The organism is Dactylosporangium sp. NPDC049742, assembly GCF_040674675.1.
Lineage (GTDB): Bacteria > Actinomycetota > Actinomycetes > Mycobacteriales > Micromonosporaceae > Dactylosporangium > Dactylosporangium maewongense.
Genome location: NZ_JBFANF010000103.1, coordinates 1 through 14,824, shown reverse-complemented (window position 1 = coordinate 14,824; position 14,824 = coordinate 1). Strand labels below are relative to the sequence as shown.

General features: G+C 72.2%; 13 protein-coding genes and 3 pseudogenes. 4 read left to right on the top strand and 12 right to left on the bottom strand.

Annotated elements, in window-relative coordinates; translation table 11 throughout:
* Positions 1-66: 66 nt before the first annotated feature.
* Positions 67-813, bottom strand: a complete 747-nt coding sequence (locus tag AB0J72_RS55770; protein WP_344511596.1) for a redox-sensing transcriptional repressor Rex — start codon at positions 811-813, stop codon at positions 67-69.
* A gap of 403 nt (positions 814-1,216) precedes the next feature.
* Between AB0J72_RS55770 and AB0J72_RS55765 the strand changes: the two genes are divergently transcribed.
* Positions 1,217-2,509, top strand: coding sequence for a sensor histidine kinase (locus tag AB0J72_RS55765; protein ID WP_363416408.1), 1,293 nt, complete (start codon positions 1,217-1,219; stop codon positions 2,507-2,509).
* A 54-nt stretch (positions 2,510-2,563) separates the two neighbouring features.
* Here AB0J72_RS55765 and AB0J72_RS55760 read toward each other — a convergent pair whose 3' ends face one another.
* From AB0J72_RS55760 to AB0J72_RS55745, 4 genes are all read right to left on the bottom strand, one after another.
* Positions 2,564-3,208: a response regulator transcription factor gene (locus AB0J72_RS55760; RefSeq protein ID WP_344511637.1), complete on the bottom strand. Its 645-nt coding sequence runs from the start codon at positions 3,206-3,208 to the stop codon at positions 2,564-2,566.
* A gap of 180 nt (positions 3,209-3,388) precedes the next feature.
* Positions 3,389-4,018 carry an HAD hydrolase-like protein gene (locus tag AB0J72_RS55755; protein ID WP_363416405.1) on the bottom strand — a complete coding sequence of 210 codons (630 nt, stop codon included), beginning with the start codon at positions 4,016-4,018 and terminating at the stop codon, positions 3,389-3,391.
* Entirely contained in the window at positions 4,015-4,260 is a 246-nt protein-coding gene (locus tag AB0J72_RS55750; protein ID WP_363416402.1) for a glutaredoxin family protein, read from the bottom strand. Before AB0J72_RS55750 ends, AB0J72_RS55755 begins: the two co-directional genes overlap by 4 nt.
* On the bottom strand, positions 4,257-5,750 hold the full coding sequence (locus tag AB0J72_RS55745; RefSeq protein WP_363416399.1) for an AMP-binding protein: 1,494 nt from the start codon (positions 5,748-5,750) through the stop codon (positions 4,257-4,259). The genes AB0J72_RS55750 and AB0J72_RS55745 overlap by 4 nt, the downstream gene beginning before the upstream one ends.
* A gap of 534 nt (positions 5,751-6,284) precedes the next feature.
* On the opposite strand from AB0J72_RS55745, the gene AB0J72_RS55740 reads away from it, so the two are divergent.
* From AB0J72_RS55740 to AB0J72_RS55730, 3 genes and pseudogenes are all read left to right on the top strand, one after another.
* Positions 6,285-7,133 carry a sigma-70 family RNA polymerase sigma factor gene (locus tag AB0J72_RS55740; protein ID WP_363416443.1) on the top strand — a complete coding sequence of 283 codons (849 nt, stop codon included), beginning with the start codon at positions 6,285-6,287 and terminating at the stop codon, positions 7,131-7,133.
* Positions 7,134-7,302: 169 nt separating this feature from the next.
* A pseudogene (locus AB0J72_RS55735) lies at positions 7,303-8,166 on the top strand (DUF5667 domain-containing protein); the annotation flags it as partial.
* A gap of 333 nt (positions 8,167-8,499) precedes the next feature.
* Positions 8,500-9,426: an HAD-IB family hydrolase gene (locus tag AB0J72_RS55730; protein ID WP_363416396.1), complete on the top strand. Its 927-nt coding sequence runs from the start codon at positions 8,500-8,502 to the stop codon at positions 9,424-9,426.
* A gap of 45 nt (positions 9,427-9,471) precedes the next feature.
* On the opposite strand, the gene AB0J72_RS55725 is transcribed toward AB0J72_RS55730, so the two are convergent.
* The 7 genes and pseudogenes from AB0J72_RS55725 to AB0J72_RS55695 form a co-directional block, all read right to left on the bottom strand.
* The gene (locus AB0J72_RS55725) at positions 9,472-10,545 is read right to left on the bottom strand and encodes a lysophospholipid acyltransferase family protein (RefSeq protein ID WP_363416393.1); all 1,074 of its coding nucleotides are present in this window, start codon (positions 10,543-10,545) and stop codon (positions 9,472-9,474) included.
* The gene (locus tag AB0J72_RS55720; RefSeq protein ID WP_363416390.1) at positions 10,542-11,597 is read right to left on the bottom strand and encodes an NAD-dependent epimerase/dehydratase family protein; all 1,056 of its coding nucleotides are present in this window, start codon (positions 11,595-11,597) and stop codon (positions 10,542-10,544) included. The genes AB0J72_RS55725 and AB0J72_RS55720 overlap by 4 nt, the downstream gene beginning before the upstream one ends.
* Positions 11,598-11,636: 39 nt before the next feature.
* Complete coding sequence (locus AB0J72_RS55715) at positions 11,637-11,738, bottom strand: AURKAIP1/COX24 domain-containing protein (protein WP_007465623.1); 102 nt, start codon at positions 11,736-11,738, stop codon at positions 11,637-11,639.
* Between the two features lie 132 nt (positions 11,739-11,870).
* Entirely contained in the window at positions 11,871-12,086 is a 216-nt protein-coding gene (locus tag AB0J72_RS55710; RefSeq protein ID WP_033363444.1) for a helix-turn-helix domain-containing protein, read from the bottom strand.
* 197 nt (positions 12,087-12,283) lie between these two features.
* On the bottom strand, positions 12,284-13,468 hold the full coding sequence (locus AB0J72_RS55705; protein WP_363416387.1) for an ABC transporter permease: 1,185 nt from the start codon (positions 13,466-13,468) through the stop codon (positions 12,284-12,286).
* Positions 13,468-14,139 (bottom strand): annotated as a pseudogene (locus AB0J72_RS55700) (ABC transporter ATP-binding protein); the annotation flags it as partial. The pseudogene AB0J72_RS55700 and the gene AB0J72_RS55705, both read right to left, overlap by 1 nt.
* Positions 14,136-14,710 (bottom strand): annotated as a pseudogene (locus tag AB0J72_RS55695) (efflux RND transporter periplasmic adaptor subunit); the annotation flags it as partial. The pseudogenes AB0J72_RS55695 and AB0J72_RS55700, both read right to left, overlap by 4 nt.
* Between the last annotated feature and the right edge of the window lie 114 nt (positions 14,711-14,824).

Here is a 14,824-nt window from a genome sequence, read left to right as displayed (position 1 = left end):
TCCGGCGCCGGTCGGATCCGGCGCCGAGCCGCTGGCGGACGGCTTCTCCGCTGTGCTCCGTGGTGTTCACGTGGCCACCGCCTCCCCGCCGAGCCGGTTGGCCATGCCGACCCGCCCGGGTTTCTGCACCGCGGCCGGCAGCGCGGTGAGCGCTGACTTGCGGTGCTCGTGGAAGGACAGGATTTGCAGTTCGATGGCCAGATCGACCTTACGCACGTCGACGCCGTCGGGAACGTTCAAGACGCACGGTGCAAAGTTCAGGACACTGGTGACGCCGGCCTCGACGAGGCGGTCCGCGACGTGCTGGGCGGCGTGCGCGGGGGTGGCGATGACCGCGATCGAGATCGATTCCTGTTCGACCACTTCGGGCAGGTCGTCGATGTGGCGGACGACGAGGCCGTTGATGTGTTCGCCGACGCGGCCGTGGTCGGCGTCGAAGAGGGCGGCGATGCGGAAGCCGCGGGTGCCGAAGCCGGCGTACCCGGCGAGGGCGTGACCGAGATTACCCACGCCGACGAGGGCGACGGCCCTGCGGTGGGTGAGCCCGAGGACCTGCTCGATCTGGTCGATGAGCAACGTCACGTCGTAGCCGACGCCGCGGGTGCCGGTGCGGCCGAGGTGGGAGAGGTCCTTGCGGAGTTTGGCGGAGTTGACGCCGGCGGCCGCTGCGAGGCCCTCCGAGGAGACCGTGTCGTGCCCGTCCTCGGCGAGGTGGTGCAGGGCGCGCAGGTATTCCGGAAGCCGGGCGACGGTCGCCTCCGGGAGGTCCGGAAAGTCCGGTCCGCCGGTGGGGCCGGTGCGCTGCTGGCTCATGAGTCTCCGTGACGACGACGGTATGCGAGGCCGCTCGCGATGGCTGTGACCGCCTGTGCTAGCGGGGTTCGTCGTTGCAACAGAGTAGGCGCTTGTGAAGCCGTGCACAAATCGCGATCTTGAAGCGTCCACGCCAACCACGTAGAGGTCAGCGCCCGCCCGTGCGGTCCATGTCGACATGGAATGCCCCCGCGGCACCTGCGTGCCCCTTTCCCCGGACCTGGCCGGCAGCGGGCGGGCGCTCGATGAAGTATCACTACAAAATCGGGCATTTCGCTGACGACACGCGGAAGAGAAGTTCTCACCAGTAGCCAGGCTACACGTCTCGGTAGGGTTGCCCCTACTACCGAGAAGCCTGGCGGCGGGATGGGATGGGCGAGGCGTCATGCATAGCGTCGATGACATGACAACGACCATCACCCCTCGCCGCCGCGGAGTCTTCCGCCAGCTTGCCGTTGACACCCAGTACGTGCTGCTCGGCTTCCCTCTCGGCATCCTGACCGTGGTGCTCTTCCTCGTCGGCTTCGCCCTCGGCGTCGGGCTGATCGTCACCGTGCTCGGCTTCCCGATCCTGGTCGCGACGCTCTTCCAGGCCCGCGGCTTCGCCACCGTCGAGCGCGCGCGGATCGGACCCGTGCTCCGGACCCGGCTACCACACCCCTATTACAAGAAACCCGACCCGGACGACGGCTTCTGGCGGAAGATGATCGTGCCGCTCAGCGACGGCCAGTCGTGGCTGGACCTGCTGCACGGGATCCTGCGCTTCATCCCGAGCACGATCGCCTTCGCGTTCGTCGTCACCTGGTGGGCCGGCGCCCTCGGCGGTGTCACCACCATCCTATGGGACTGGTCGATCCCCCGCCCCCCGGACAACAAGGACCTCAACGAGCTCGTCGGCATCGGCGGCGGCGACAGCGGCCGGGTGCTGCTCTACACCGGGCTCGGCCTGATCTTCGCGCTCACCCTGGTGCCGGTCGTGCGGGGCGCCGCGCAGCTGGAGGCGCAGTTCGCCCGGGCGCTGCTCAACGGCGTCAACGAGCTGCGGGAGCGGGTCGCGGAGGCCGAGGCCGGCCGGGACGCCGCCCGCGCCCAGCGGGAGGCCGCCGTCTCCGCGGAGGCGACCGCGCTGCGCCGCCTCGAGCGCGACATCCACGACGGCCCGCAGCAGCGGCTCGTGCGGCTCGCGATGGACCTCGGCCGGGCCGACCTGCAGTTCGAGTCGGACCCGCAGGCGGCGCGCGCCACGGTCGCGGAGGCCCTCGCGCAGACCCGGGAGACGCTCGACGAGCTGCGGGCGCTGTCGCGGGGCATCGCGCCGCCGATCCTGGTCGACCGCGGGCTGCAGGCCGCGCTGACCGCGCTCGCCGGCCGGTCGCCGGTGCCCGTGGACCTGGAACTGCCGGAGCTGGACGAGCGGCTGGCGGAGAGCCTGGAGACCACGACCTACTTCGTCGTCGCCGAGGCGCTGACCAACGTCGCGAAGCACGCCGGTGCCGAGGAGTGCCGGGTGCGGCTCCAGCGGTCGGCGTACGGGCTGCTGGTCACCGTCGAGGACGACGGGGTCGGCGGGGCGAGCCTGGCCAAGGGGCACGGCCTGACCGGCCTCGCCGACCGGGTCAAGGCCGCCGGCGGCGAGATGACCGTCACCAGCCCGCCCGGCGAGGGCACCCGCCTCACCGCGATCCTGCCCGTCTGAGCCACCCGATCCGAGCCACCCCGATCTGAGCCGCCGTGAGGTCCGGGCCGGACCTCACGTCTGCAGGTACGTCAGCACCGCCAGCACCCGGCGGTGCTGCTCGTCGTCCGGGGGCAGGTCGAGCTTGGTGAAGATGTTCTTGACGTGCTTCTCGACGGCGCCGTCGGTGACGACGAGCTTGCGGGCGATCGCCGTGTTGGAGCGGCCCTCCGCCATCAGCCCCAGCACCTCGCGCTCCCGCGGGGTGAGGCTGCGCAGCGGGTCGTCGCGGCGGCGGCGGACCAGCAGCTGGCCGACGACCTCCGGGTCCAGGACGGTGGCGCCGGACGCGACGCGCCGCATGCCGTCGAGGAAGTCGGCGACGTCGGACACGCGGTCCTTGAGCAGGTAGCCGACGGCGCCGGCCCGGTCGGCGAGGAGGTCGTCGGCGTAGGAGACCTCGACGTACTGCGACAGGACCAGGATCGGGGTGCCCGGCACCTGCCGGCGGGCCTCGACGGCGGCGCGCAGGCCCTCGTCGGTGTGCGACGGCGGCATCCGCACGTCGACGATCGCGACGTCGGGCCGGTGCTCGACGACCGCCGCGACCAGGCTCGGGCCGTCGCCGACGGCGGCGACGACCGTGTGGCCGCTCTCGGTGAGCAGCCGCACCAGCCCTTCCCGCAGCAGCACCGCATCATCCGCGACAACCACCCGCATACTCATGCCGTCACCTCCGCTGCGCTCCGGCGCCGGCCTGAGCTCCACCCTGCGCCCATGATTCGCAGTCCTCCGCTTCGCTCCGGACCGCTCATGCCGTCACCTCCGCTGCGCTCCGGCGCCGGCCTGAGCCAGACACTGCGCCCACGATGAGCGGCTCCTCGCTCCGCTGCGGCCCGCTCATGCCGCCAGCTCGACGGCTTCGAGCAGCGTGTACGCCACCGGCAGGCCGGTCGCCTTCAGCAGCGTCTCGTCGGTGAAGCCGCCGGCGTAGAGGACGCAGGTCGCGCCGACGGACGTGGCGGCCTCGCCGTCGTCGACGGAGTCGCCGATGAGCACGACGTCGGCGGGGTCGAGGTCGAGGGCCTGCAGGTGGCGCTCCAGGTAGGCGGCCTTGCGGTGGCCGCCGACGGTGCCGGGCAGGCCGTCGACGCGGGCCAGCCGGGCGCCGAGGCCGTGCCGCTCGATCTCGATCAGCAGCTCGTCGTGGAAGAACATCGACAGCAGCGACTGGGTGCCGGTCCAGCGGCCCATCGCGGCGAGGGCGTCGGGGACGAGCTGCACGTCGGCCATGCCCAGCCGGTACGCGTCGTGGAACGCGTCGTCGAGCAGCTGGAACTCGACCTGGTCGACGGGGCGGGCGAGCACGTGCGCGTAGTAGTCGAGGATCGGGCGGCGGAAGTCACGGCGGTGGTCGGCGGCGGTGATCACCGGGCCGCCGACGGTGGCCAGGCAGACGTTGGTGGCGTCGACGACCAGCTTCAGGTCGTCGAGCAGGGTCCCGTTCCAGTCCCAGACGAGGTGCTTCACGCGGGTGAGGATAGCCGTATGTCGCGCAGGAGCCGGTCCTCCTCCACGCGCCAGTAGCCGTGCTCCTTGCCGTCGAGGAGGACGACCGGGATGCGGAAGCCGTACTCCTCCTCCAGGGCCTCGTCGCCGGTGATGTCGACCTCGGCCCAGGCCTCGCCGGTCGCGGCGGCGACCCGTTCCATCGCCTCCTTGGCGACGTCGCACAGGTGGCAGCCGGGCCTGGTGTACAGGGTGAGCCTCATCGCAGCGCCGCCTTACGGATCTTGCCGGTCGCGGAGTGGGGCAGCTCGTCGACGAACTCGACGGCGGTCGGGCACTTGAACCTGGCGAGGTTGCGTTCGCAGTGCGCGATCAGCTCCTCGGCGGTGACCTGTGACCCGGGGCGCCGCACGACGACGACCTTGACGGTCTGGCCGGTGTACGGGTGGGGCACGCCCAGCGCGGCCGCCTCCACCACCGCGGGGTGCGCGGCCAGCACCAGCTCGACCTCGTGCGGGTACACGTTGAAGCCGCTGACGAGGATCAGCTCGCCGAGCCGGTCGACGATGAACAGGTCGCCGTCCTCGTCGGCGTAGGCGACGTCGCCGGTCGCCCACCAGCCGTCGGCGCCGGGCGCGTCCTCGCCGCCGGGCCAGTAGCCGTCGAAGAGGTTCGGACCGCGCACGACGATCTCGCCGGGGTCGGTGCGGACCTCGTCGTCCTCGTCGAGGAGCACCTCCTCGCCGCCGGCGTCGAGGAGCTTGAGGTCGACGCCGGGGATCGGGCGGCCGATCGAGCCGGGCTTGACCGTGCGGCTGGCGAGCGTGCTGGACACCACGGGGGCGGCCTCGGTCAGCCCGTACCCCTGATGCACCGGCTTCCCGGTCGCCTCGGCGAAGCGCCGCTCGGCGGCGGCGTCCAGCGGTGACGCGCCACAGACGGCGAGACGGACGCCGGCCCAGGCACGGGTGAGCCGCTCCCCCATCAGCGACCAGGCGATGAACATGGGCGGGACGCCGACGACGCCGGTGACGCCGTGCCGCTCGATGGCCTCCAGGGAGTCGGCGGGGTCGAACCGCTCGACGAGCACGCCGCACGCGCCGTGGTAGGCGACGGCGCCGAGGCCGCTGTTCAGCCCGTACGCGTGGAAGAGCGGCACGGCGAGCAGCAGCACGTCGTCGGGGCGCACCGGCGGCGGGTCGATCGCGGCGAGCTGCTCGTGGTTGGCGAGCAGGGCCCGGTGCGACAGCATCGCGCCCTTCGGGGCGCCGGCGGTGCCGGACGTGTAGAGGAGCAGCGCCAGGCCGCCGTGCGTCCCGTCCGGTGCGGCGGCGGCCGGCTGGAGCAGCTCCGGCAGGTTGCCGCCCAGGGTGTACCGGTGGGCCGGCGCCTCCACGGCGGCGGTCACCGACTGGGTGCCCACCAGGACCGCGGCGCCCGAGTCGGTGAGCACGTGGGTCAGCTCGCGGGCGGTGTACGCGGGGTTCATCGGGACGGCGACCAGCCCGGCGCGCAGCACCCCGAAGAACACGGCGGCGAACTCCGGCACGTTGGGCAGCGCGATCGCGACCCGGGCGGGGCCGCGGTCGTCGGCCGGCAGGGCGAGCCCGGCCAGGTGCGCGGCGACCGCGTCGACCTGCCGGTCGAGCTCCGACCAGGTGACCATGGTGGCGTGTGATCGCAGGGCCGGTCGGGCGCCAGCGGAGGCGGCGGCGCGCCGGACCAGGTCGGCGAAGTTCGTGACGTCCTGCACGGTCGATCAGTCTGCCACGTCACGGGTGACTTGCCGTCACCTGAGAGATCACCCGTCACCTATCACCCTCGGGGCACCCGGTGCTGTGCCAGGGTGCTTAGGCGCCCGACACGCCGACTGAGTAAAGGTCCACTCGATCGTGTGGGTTGGGTGTGTCGCACCCGAGTAAGTGCGGCGTGTCTACGTCCCGTTTGCCCAAGTATGCGGCGTGTTGCACGGCGAGTTGCCGTCGCGTGACGGACAGCATGTGCGCCGAGGCGTCCCCGATCCGTGGGAAGAATTGTGCCCTCACGCCAAAGACTGCCCACATGCGGGTGACGCCGGACCTATCATCACCCAAGTCAGCTCACCCCATTTGTTGCGAGTTGACACCCCTCACCCCGAGGAGGCCGAAGTGCCCGTGATCGCGCCGAATAGGCCGTGTCGTCTGGATTGCGCAGCATGACCGCGATTCAGCACGTGTTCGACGCCGAGCACGCACTCGCCGATGGGCTGTCGATCCTGCGCGAGTCCGTCCGCGACTCAGTGCGCGACATGTTCAGCACGGTGATCCGCGGTGAAGGCGGCAGCGTCCCGCGTACACGGGGACGCCCCCACACCAACGAGGCACCCACCCGTCAGGGTTCCGGTCAAGGCGCCGGCACAAACGTCAGACCGAACCCGGGCGCCAAGCCGTCACCGGGTGCCGGTCTCATCGAGGAGGACACGGTCCCGATCACGAAGTCCGTGGTCGCCGGGACGCTCGTCGACACCGCGCCCGAGCCGGGTGGCCCCGCGCAGGAGCCCGCCCCGAAGCCGGCGCGGCCGGACCGCGGCGACCCCGCCTCGGAGGTGTGGGCGCTGATCGAGCGCGCCCAGGCCGGCGACGGCGCGGCGTTCGGCCTGCTGTACGACCGGTACTTCGACACCGTCTTCCGGTTCGTGTACTTCCGCGTCGGCAACCGGCAGCTCGCCGAGGACCTCACCGCCGACACGTTCCTGCGGGCGCTGAAGCGGATCGGCAGCTTCACCTGGCAGGGTCGCGACCTCGGCGCCTGGCTCGTCACGATCGCGCGGAACCTCGTCGCGGACCACTTCAAGTCCGGGCGGTACCGGCTGGAGGTCACCACGGGTGACGTCCTGGATGCCGACCGGCCCGACCGGGGGCCCGAGGGCAGCCCCGAGGCCGCGGTCATCGACCACATCACCAACGTCGACCTGCTCAAGGCGGTCAAGCAGCTCAACCCGGAGCAGCAGGAGTGCATCGTGCTGCGCTTCCTGCACGGATTCTCCGTCGCGGAGACCGCGCAGGCCATGAGCAAGAACGAGGGAGCGATCAAGGCGCTGCAGTACCGCGCCGTGCGTGCCCTCGCGCGGCTGCTGCCCGACGGATTCCAGCCGTGACCGCTGTCACCTTCCGTAACAGTGCCCCTTCCGGCGCCGTAACCAGCTTCCGCTCTGCACCGTTGGTCCGGGTGCGACCGTCGGCTTGGCGCACGGCGGACGCGGTGGCACACCATCCCGCTACCCTGCCGCGCCTGAGTGACGCGATCAGCGAAGGGGGGTGCCTCAGGTGATCGGCTCCGTCTTCCACCGTCGCCGGGTTGAGCGTTTCGCACAGCTCGTGGACGAGGCTGCAGGAGCCCGCAGGCACCGCATGAGGTCCACGCTCGACGACTCCCTGACCGAACTGGTCTCGGTCAGCCAACGGCTGGCCGAGATGCCGGTCAAAGTGGAGACGCAGCAGGAGTTCAAGGACGGGCTGCGGGCCATGCTCCTGGCCACGGCAGAACGAGAAGGCATCGGCATCACCGCCAAGGACCCGGAGCCCGAGGCGGCCCGCAAGGGCGTGCGCTCGCTGCGGCGCCCGGCGGGCAGCAGGCCGGCGGTCAGCCGGCGGACCCGGACCCGCGGCGCGATCGTCGTCGGCCTCGCCGCCGGCACCCTCGCGCTGTCGGGCATGTCCGCGGCGAGCGGCGACGCCATCCCCGGCGACGCCCTCTACACGGTGAAGCGGTCCACGGAGAAGGCCCAGCTGGCGCTCGCCGGCTCGGACATCAGCCGCGGCCAGCTGTACCTCGAGTTCGCCCGGACCCGGCTCGACGAAGCACAGGCGGTGAAGGACCCGGCGGGTCTGACCGCGGTCCTCGACGACATGGACAGCGAGACGCTCGAAGGCGTGCGCCTGCTGACCACGACCGCCGTGAGCCGCAAGGACGCCGCCGCGCTCGACGCCATCGACGCGTTCGTGTCCACGCAGCACGCGGGCGCCGAGAAGCTCCGCAACGGCGTCGGCGGCGACGCCAGGGCGCGGGCCGGCAACTCCGTCACCCTGCTCGACGAGATCGACCGGCGCTCCAAGGCGATCCGCCCATTGATCAAGTGCGGCACCGCCGCGGTCTCCGCCGCCGACCAGCTCGGACCGGTGCCCAACAGCACCGCGTGCAAGCCGGCCGGGCAGAAGACCTCCGGGACCAACCAGCAGCCCGGCAACACCCAGCAGCAGAACAACCCGGGCCAGACCGGCACCCCCGCCGGCCAGCGTCCCGTCCCGAGCGGATCGGCCACCAACGGCTCGGCGACCGAGTCCGCGCCCGCGGTGCCCTCCCAGGGCCCCTCACCTTCCCCCACGAAGAACCAGGGCCTGCTCGACTGGCTGTTCCACTGACGGTCCGCCAGGAGTGTTGAGAAGGGCCCGGTGTCTGACACCGGGCCCTTGTCGTTGTCCATGCCGGTACGGTTGGTCGAACACGACAGGGGGTTTCTCCGCATGCCGATCCGACCTTCGACCGCCGCGCTCGCCCTGCGCCGCCGCCGGCAGGGCCGAATCGCGCCGCCCAGATCCACTTCGCCGTCAGCCGGCTGGGCCGTCGCGGAGGTCGAGGCGGCGCTCGCCGTCCCCGCCGACCTGTCCGCCGCCGCGTTCTTCGACGTCGACAACACGATGATGCAGGGCGCCTCGATCTACTACTTCGCCCGCGGCCTCGCGAAGCGCCGCTACTTCACCAGCGGCGACCTGGTCCGTTTCGCGTACCAGCAGGCCCGCTTCCGCCTCCTCGCCTCCGAGCACGCCGGCACCGTCGCCGGCGCCAAGTCCGCGGCGCTCGCGTTCATCGCCGGCTGGAAGGTCGACGACATGTCGCGCCTCTGCGAGGAGATCTTCGACGAGCTGATGGCCGACCGCATCTGGTCCGGCACCCGTGCCCTCGCCCAGCTCCACCTCGACGCCGGCCAGCGGGTCTGGCTCGTCACCGCCGCCCCGGTCGAGCTCGGCCGCATCATCGCCCAGCGCCTCGGCCTCACCGGCGCCATCGGCACCGTCGCCGAGATCCAGGACGACGTCTACACCGGCCGCCTCGTCGGCGACCTCATGCACGGCCCCGAGAAGGCCGCCGCGATCACCGCGCTCGCCTCGGTCGAGGGCCTGGACCTGTCGCTGTGCTCCGCCTACAGCGACTCGGTCAACGACACCCCGATGCTCTCCACCGTCGGCAACGCCGTCGCCGTCAACCCCGACCCCGCCCTGCGCCGCGAGGCCCGCAGGCGAGGCTGGGAGATCCGCGACTTCCGCACCGGCCGCAAGGCCGCGAAGATCGCCATCCCCGCCGCCCTCGCCACCGGCGCCATCCTGGGCGGCGTCGCCACCGCCGCCGCCCTCCGCCGCCGCCGCGCTGTCTCCCGCGTTCAGCTTCGCTGAGCGCTGTTTCCCGCCGGTGGCCTTCGGCCATGGGCGGGTGACAGCCTAGGCGAAGGCGTCGGGGCGGCGGTCGAGGAGCTTGTAGAGGGTCTGCTGGATCGTCTCGCGGACCTGGTCGGCGAGGTTGAACACGACCATCGGGTCGTCGGCGGAGTCGATGAAGTCGGCGGTGGGGATGGGCTCGCCGAACTCGATGAGCCACTTGCTCGGCAGCGGCACCAGGCCCAGCGGTCCCAGCCACGGGAAGGTCGGGGTGACCGGGAAGTACGGCGCGCCCAGCAGGCGGGCGAGGGGGCGCAGGTTGCCGATCAGGGGGTAGATCTCCTCCGCGCCGACGATGGAGACCGGGACGATCGGCGTGCCGGTGCGCACCGCCGCGGAGACGAAGCCGCCCCTGCCGAAGCGTTGCAGCTTGTACCGCTCGGCGAAGGGCTTGCCGATGCCCTTGAAGCCCTCGGGGAAGACGCCGACGAGCTCGCCCTCGCCGAGGAGGCGTTCGGCGTCGGGGTTGCACGCGAGGGTGGCGCCGGACTTGCGGGCCATCTCGGACAGGACCGGGAGGCGGAAGACCAGGTCGGCGCCGAGGAGCCGGAGGTGGCGCCGGGCGGAGGTCTCGTCGTGGACGGCGACGGAGAGCATGAGGGCGTCGAGGGCGACGGTGCCGGAATGGTTGGCGACGACGAGGGCCGGGCCTTCCTTGGGCAGGTGCTCGACGCCGAAGACCTCGGTGCGGAACCACTGGTTGTACAGGGGGCGCAGCAGCGGCAGGAACACGCTGTCGGTCAGGTGCCGGTCGAACCCGAAGCCGTCGACCTCGTAGTCGCCGGTGAGGCGTTCGCGGAGGAACGCGAGCGCGCCGGCGACCCGGTCGTCCCACTGGTCGGGCAGCGCGGGCTCGGACGCCGCGGCATCGGACCTCGCGGCACCGGGCGCCCTGGAGCCGGGCACCGCACGGTCCGTCGCGGCAGTGTCAGGCAGCGCGGCGTCGGCCGCCGCAGCGCCCGGACCCGCGGCACCGGGCAGCGCGGCGTCGCGCTCCGAGGCGCCGGGCAGCGCGGGGTCCGGCGGCGTGGCGTCGGGGTCGGGCAGCCCTGGGTCAGGGGAACCAGGGTCGGTCATGAGCCCGCCTCCAACGCGGCGCGCGCCGCACGGGTCCGTCGGAAGCCTTCGAGCAGGGTCTGTTCGACGGCGCGGATACGGTCCGCCGGCAGCGCCTCGCCGGAGCGGCGGCTGCGGACGAACTCTTCGAAGGCCTCCGCCGTGGTCCTGGGCGTGAACCCGAACTCGCGGACGAGCCTGCTGGTGTCGACGACCCGGCCGTGGACGAACAGGTCGAGCTGGTCCAGCGACACGATGCCGCGGCCGAGACCGGCGGCGATGCCGAGGCCGGGCTCGAGGAGCGGCATGGTGATGCGACCGGCGCGCCGGATCGCCTGCGACAGCGTCAGGATGCCGCCGCCGGCGACGTTGAACGTGCCGGGGTGCGACTCGGCCACGGAGCGGTGCAGGACCTCGAACGCGTCGTCGACGTGCAGGAACTGCAGGCGCGGGTCGCGGCCGAACACGGTCGGCACGACGGGCGCGGCGAAGTACCTGGTGAGGCTGGTGTCGACGGTCGAGCCGATGAACGGCGCGAAGCGCAGCACGGTGGCGCCGACGTCGGGGCGCCGGCGGCGGAAGCCGCGGACGTAGCCCTCGATGTCGAGGACGTCCTTGGCGAACCCGCCGCGCGGGATCTCCCGCGGCTCGGTGTCCTCGGTGAAGATCGCCGGGTCGCGGAAGGACGCGCCGTAGGCCGCGGTGGAGGAGCGGACCACCAGCTTGCGCAGCCGGGACGCCTGCTGGCAGGCGGCGAGCAGCTGCATCGTGCCGATGACGTTGAGCTCTTTCATCGCGGCGCGGCCGCCGTGCTGGTCTGCGGCGGTGGTCACCGCGAGGTGCGCCACCGCTTCGACCCGGGCGTCGACGATCACCCGCAGCACCCCGGGGGTGCGCAGGTCGACCTGGTGCACGTCGACGTCCTTGAGGACGGTGGCGAGCTCGCCCGCCGGTGCCGTGGCGTCGATGCCGACGACCCGCTCGATGCGCGGGTCCTTGGCGAGCCTGGCGGCCAGGTGCGCGCCGAGATAACGGCCCACCCCGGTCACCAGGACTACCCGTGGCGTCGTCACAGCGTCACCTCCGAGCCGGGGCGGACCGCCGACGCGTTGCTACTTGCCGAGACGACGACGCTGGACGCGGGTCTTGCGCAGCAGCTTGCGGTGCTTCTTCTTGGCCATACGCTTGCGGCGCTTCTTGACCACCGAGCCCATACGGGTATCTCCTCGAAACAGCGGAACGCGTGCCATCGCTGGCACGCCGAAGACATGGTTAGCGGCTCCAGCGTAGCCGCACCCCCGCGTGATCGGAAAAGCGGGCCCACCGTCGGCGGCGAAACGTACGACTTACGCCGTTTCGCGGAACGCCTCGCGCAAGTACGCGTCGACCGCGTGCTCGGGCACCCGGAACGACCGACCGACCCGCACGGCGGTGAGATCCCCGGCGTGAACCAGCCGGTAGACGGTCATCTTGGACACTCGCATCAGGGTTGCGACCTCGGCGACCGTGAGAAACCTGACCTCGCCCAACCGGCCTTCGGTGGTGTGTGGCGTGCTAGACATCGCGACCTCCGACCAGCGTGCTCGCCAAGCTGATGAATCAGCGTGTTATCAGTACGGTAACGGTACTGCTGTGACTTGCGCCCTCGCTTCGTCGGATTCTTTGCTGCCAAGGTCAAGTCGGCCCGGGGACATGCCGCGAGTCGCCGCGCGACGCACCGCGACTCGCCGCGACTCGCCGCGGAACCGCACCGTGCGGGTCACTCGGTGCGCAGCGCGACCACGGGGTCGAGGCGGCCGGCGCGCTGGGCCGGCACGACGCCGAAGACGATGCCGACGGCCGCGGAGACCCCGAACGCCAGCGCGAGCGACCACCACGTGATCGCGGCCGGCACGGGCGACAGCGCGGCGACGACCAGGGCGGCGCCGATGCCCAGACCCATCCCGATGAACCCGCCGAGCGTCGTGAGCAGCACCGCCTCGAGCAGGAACTGCACGCCGATGTCGCGGGGCCGGGCGCCGACGGCCTTGCGCAGCCCGATCTCCTTCGTGCGCTCCCGGACGGAGACGAGCATGATGTTGGAGACGCCGACCCCGCCGACGAGCAGGGAGATCCCGGCGATCGCGGCGAGGACGCCGGTGAGCACCCCGAGGATGTCGCCGAGGACGCCGAGGATCTGCTCCTGCGTGACGGCGCTGAACTCGGTGCCGGGGTGCCGGCGGGCCAGCTCGGCGATGATGCGGCCGCTCAGGTCGTCGATCTCGGCCCGGTTCGGGGCCTTGATCGCGATGCCGTCGACCCGGTTGGTGCCCAGCAGGCGGTGCGCGGTGGTGATCGGCACGTGGACCTCGTTGTCGCGGTCGACGCCGAGGCTCTGCCCGAGCTTCGCGAAGACGCCGATCACGCGGAACCGCACTCCGGCGATGGTGACCTGCTGGCCGACGGCGTCGCGGTCGCCGAACAACGCGCGCGCGACGGTCCACCCGAGGACGGCGACGCGGCGCTGGGTGTCGACGTCGCTGCGGCTCAGGTACGTGCCGCGGGCCAGGCTCCGCACGAACACCTGCGGCGTGGTCTCGATGACGCCGTTGATGGTGGCGAACGTGTCGACGTTGCCGGCCGCGACGGTCTCGCCGGAGGCGACGGTGACGGCGACCCGGTTGCGGTCCCCCACGATCTTCGACACGGCGTCGACGTCGGACAGGTCCATCCGCGACACGGACGGCGCGGAGCCGAGGCTCACCTGGCCGGGCAGGACGATCAGGAGGTTCGAGCCGAGCCCTTCGACCTGCCGTTCGATCTGCTGCTTCGTGCCGGTGCCGATGGCCACCAGCACGACCACCGCCGCGACGCCGATGATGACGCCGAGCATGGTCAGCGTCGAGCGCAGCCGGTTGGCCCGCAGCGCGTCGATGGCGACCCGCCACGCCTCCGCGAACCTCATGACACGATCACGCCGTCGCGCATGACGATCTTGCGGTGGGCGCGGTCGGCGACCTCGTTGTCGTGGGTCACGATCACCAGCGCGACGCCCTGCTCGGCGTTGAGCGTCTCCAGCAGGGCTAGCACCGCCTGGCCGTTCCTGGTGTCGAGGTTGCCGGTCGGCTCGTCGGCGAGCAGCACCTGCGGGTCGGTGACCAGTGCCCGGGCGATCGCCACCCGCTGCTGCTCGCCGCCGGACAGCTGGTTGGGCCGGTGGTCGAGCCGGTGGCCCAGCCCGACCCGCTCCAGCATCGCCACGGCGCGGCGGCGCCGCTCGGCGGCGCGCATCCCCCGGTACACCAGCGGCAGCGCCACGTTGTCGACGGCGCTGGTGCGGGCCAGCAGGTGGAAGGACTGGAAGACGAAGCCGATGGTCTCGTTGCGCAGCCGGGCCAGAGCCTGCGGGTCGAGGCCGGCGACGTCGCGCCCGCCGATCCGCAGCGACCCCGCCGTCGGCCGGTCCAGGCCGCCGAGCAGGTGCATGAGCGTCGACTTGCCGGACCCGGACGGGCCGATGATCGCCACGTAGTCGCCGGCGTCGACGGTGAAGCTGACCCCGCGCAGCGCCGGCACGGTGACGCCGTCCAGGGCGTACTCCCGCGTCACGTCCTGCACGACGAAGGCGGGGCTCATCGGGTCAGGTCCATGCCCTGCTTGACCTTGTCGGTGCCGCGGATCACGACCCGGTCGCCGTCGGCGACGCCGCTGAGCACCTGCACCCGGTCCTGGCCGGCGACGCCGACGGCGACGGGCGCCTGGACCGCCTTGCCCTCGCGGACGAGCCAGACGACGTCCTTGCCGCCGACGTTGAACACCGCGGCCGCCGGCACCGTCACCGCGTCGCGGATCTGCCGGACCTGCAGGTGCGCGACCGCGTTCATGCCTGGGCGCGGCGCCGGGGCGGCCCGCCCGTCGGCGAAGGTGCCCTTGCTCAGCGTGAGCCGCGACCGGTACGAGACACCCCCGCGCGCCGACGCGGACGGCAGCACGTCCGCGGACGTGACCGTCGCCTCGTACGTGGCGCCGGGTGCCGCGTCGAGCTCTACGCGGGCCGTGACGCCCGGCTCGACGAGCAGGACGTCGGTCTCGTCGATCTCCGCCATCAGCCCGAGCTGCGACACGTCGACGACGGTGAGGATCGCGGTGCCGGCGGCCACCTGCCCGCCGACGGGGACGGCCGGGTCGACCCCGGGGCCGGCGGCGCCCGCGGTGGACCCGGCGGCGGTTGCCGTGCTGGCGCTGCTCCACCTCGGGCAGCGTCAGGACCATCCGGAGCGCCTCGTCGACGCTCACCCCGCGGCTGGTTCGGATTCCCATG